A 2,983-nucleotide genomic window follows, 5' to 3' on the forward strand; every position below is an offset into this window, starting at 1 on the left:
GCCCCCGCCACCCCCTCGACCGGAGCAGCGGTACCCGCGCCCGCCACCGAGGGCGCCAAGTCCTCCGTCCCCACCCCCCAAGGACCTCGCCGCCCTGCGTGCCCCCGGCCAGGGCGCCGGCGCCACGCACCCCCACCCCGCCCCCAGCCCGGCCGGCAGCGCCCTGCGCTGGTCCTCCGACAAGGGCTGGATCGACCGCCCCGGCCCTCTCGGCGAACCCGCCGAGACCGCCTCCCTGCCGACCCTGGCCCAGCTCACCAGCGCCGAACAGCGCTGGGCCGACCGCGAGGAGGACATCACCACCGTCGGCGGCGACCCCTTCGAGGTCGGCCAGGTCTTCGCCCGCCGCTGGATGGAACGCCTCCCCGAGACCGGGCACCTGCAGAAGCTCGCCACCATGTACCCGCGCGTCCCGCACCGCATCGACGGGGAGCTGCTGCGCTACGCCGCCCGCTTCGGGCTCCTCGCCCACAAGGACGACCAGATCGACGAGCACGACCGCTACGCCATCCGCGCCGGGTTCTGGAGGGAGATCGACGTGCGCGCCGCGGCCGAGCACGTGGGCGGAGCGTCGGCCTCCGCGGCGGCGGCGCCGATGACCCCGGCGGCCGAGTAGGGGCGGGAGCCGCGTAGGCTGCTCCCTCGTGAGTACGGGCACAGCACAGGCAGGGCACACCACGGCAGAGGCCGCCGGGCCGGCGTCCGGGGTGGTCTGCGCGGTGCGTGACCTGGTCAAGACCTACCCCGCGGTCCGCGGCCGGCGCGGCGCACCCGCCCTGCCCGAGACCCGGGCCACCGACGGGATCTGCCTGGAGGTCCGGCGCGGCGAGATCTTCGGACTGCTCGGCCCCAACGGCGCCGGCAAGTCCACCCTGGTCCGCCAGCTCACCGGGCTGCTGCGCCCCGACGCGGGCTCCGTCACCCTCCTCGGCCACGACCTCGTACGCCACCCCGAGCGCGCCTCGCGCCTCCTGGCCTACCTGGGTCAGGAGTCCACCGCCCTCGACGAGCTCACCGTCGCCCTCGCCGCCGAGACCACCGGCCGGCTGCGCGGCCTGGACGCCCGCGCGGCGCGGGCCGCACGGGACGAGGTCCTGGAGGAACTCGGGCTGACCGGGATCGCCGGACGCCCCCTCAAGAAGCTCTCCGGCGGACAGCGCCGGCTCGCCTGCTTCGCCGCCGCGCTGGTGGGGGAGCGGCCGGTGCTCGTCCTCGACGAGCCCACCACCGGTATGGACCCCGTCGCCCGGCGCGCCGTCTGGGCGGCCGTGGACCGCCGCCGCGACCGGCACGGCGCCACGGTGCTGCTGGTCACCCACAACGTCATCGAGGCGGAGACCGTCCTCGACCGGGTCGCCGTCATCGACCAGGGCAAGGTCATCGCCTGCGACACCCCGGCCGGCCTGAAGGCCAGGGTCTCCGACGAGGTCCGCCTGGAGCTCGTGTGGCGCACCGCCCCGCCGCTGGAGGTGCCCGAGGTCGCCGCGCTCGCGCCCTCGGCCGCCGAGTCCGGGCGCCGCTGGGTGCTGCGGCTGGGCCAGGACGAGGCCCGCGCCGCCGTCGCCGCCGTCACCGGCGGCCCGGCCTTCGCCGCCCTCGACGATTTCACGTTGGCCACGCCGAGCCTGGAGGACGTCTACCTCGCGCTGGGCGGCCGGATGAAGGGTCTGGTCAAGTCGTGACCACCGCTGCCGCCCCCGCCGCCGTCCTGGCCCCCCGGGCACGGCTGTTCCCCGCCCTCGCGGCCGTCTACCGGGCCCAGCTGTCCCGGGCGAGGGTCGCCCGCATCCCCCTCCTGTTCGTCGCCACCTTCCAGTCCGTCGGGATCATGGTCCTGATGCGGGGCGTGGTGGACGGAGGCTCCGAGGCCCGTGCGGTCGTCGCCGGCTCCTCGGTCCTCGTCGTCGCCTTCGTCGCGCTCAACCTCCTGGCCCAGTACTTCGGCCAGCTCCGGGCGAGCGGCGGGCTCGACCACTACGCCACCCTGCCGGTGCCGCCCGCCTCCGTGGTCCTGGGCGCGGCCGCCGCGTACGCCTCCTTCACCCTGCCGGGGACGCTGGTGACGGCCGTCTTCGGGTGCGTGCTGTTCGGGCTGCCGATGGGCGGGCTGTGGATCCTGGCCGCGGTGGTGCCGCTGGCCGGCGCGGCCCTGGCCGGGCTCGGCGCGGCGCTGGGCCTGCTGGCGCCCCGGCAGGAGCTGGCCACGCTCGCCGGACAGCTCGGCATGTCGGCGGCGCTGCTGCTGGGGGTGCTGCCGGCGGAGCGGATGCCGCAGGTCGTCGTGTGGGCGCGGGACCTGCTGCCCTCCACCTACGGGGTGGAGGCCTTCGCACGGACCTTCGCCCCGCACCCGGACTGGGCGGCGGTCGCCGCCGACCTCGGGGTGTGCGCGGCGGTGGGGGTCCTCTCCCTGGCCGTCGCTACCTGGGCCTACCGGCGGGCGTCGGTCCGCTGACGCGGACGCCGCGACCACCTGGCACGATGTGGGGGTGACCGAAGCCGAGACCCCGCCGCTGCCGCCGCCTCCGCCGCCCGCCGGCCTCCCCGACCAGGAGCCCGCCGTCACCCCGGCGGACATCCGTGACGGGGCCGCCGTCGCCCTGGTGGTGGGCGTCTCCGGCGCGCTCCTCGCGCTGCTGTGGGCCTGGCTCGCGCCGCGCGTCCAGTACGTCGCCCACGGCCAGGCCGTGTTCCTGAAGAACACCGAGGGCGAGGCGCGGATCGGCGCCGACGGAACCTTCTTCCTGCTGTCGCTGGGGCTGGGCGTGCTGAGCGGGCTCGCCGTCTTCCTGTGGCGGCGGCGCGGGGGCGTCGCGCTGGTGGCCGGGCTCACGGTCGGGTCGTGCTTCGCCGCGGTGGTGGGGTGGCGGATGGGGCTGTGGCTGGGACCCGGCACCGATGTCGTCGCCGCGGCGGGCAAGGCGGGGGAGGACGTGCCGTTCGACGCGCCGCTGCAGTTGCTGGCCTACGGGGTGCTGCTGGG

3 protein-coding genes and 1 pseudogene are annotated in these 2,983 nt (G+C 76.6%); all 4 read left to right on the forward strand.

Annotation, left to right across the window (positions count from 1 at the left end; translation table 11 throughout):
* A pseudogene (locus VR44_RS38060) lies at nt 1–616 on the forward strand (NYN domain-containing protein); the annotation flags it as partial.
* 28 nt (nt 617–644) lie between these two features.
* Complete coding sequence (locus VR44_RS48045) at nt 645–1,682, forward strand: ABC transporter ATP-binding protein (protein ID WP_384759864.1); 1,038 nt, start codon at nt 645–647, stop codon at nt 1,680–1,682.
* Complete coding sequence (locus VR44_RS38070) at nt 1,679–2,455, forward strand: ABC transporter permease (protein WP_045952256.1); 777 nt, start codon at nt 1,679–1,681, stop codon at nt 2,453–2,455. Before VR44_RS48045 ends, VR44_RS38070 begins: the two co-directional genes overlap by 4 nt.
* 34 nt (nt 2,456–2,489) lie before the next feature.
* Nucleotides 2,490–2,983, forward strand: a 494-nt coding sequence (locus tag VR44_RS38075) for a hypothetical protein (RefSeq protein WP_052714019.1), incomplete at its 3' end; no start/stop codon positions are given.

Source organism: Streptomyces katrae (assembly GCF_000966975.1).
Classification (GTDB): Bacteria; Actinomycetota; Actinomycetes; order Streptomycetales; family Streptomycetaceae; genus Streptomyces; species Streptomyces katrae.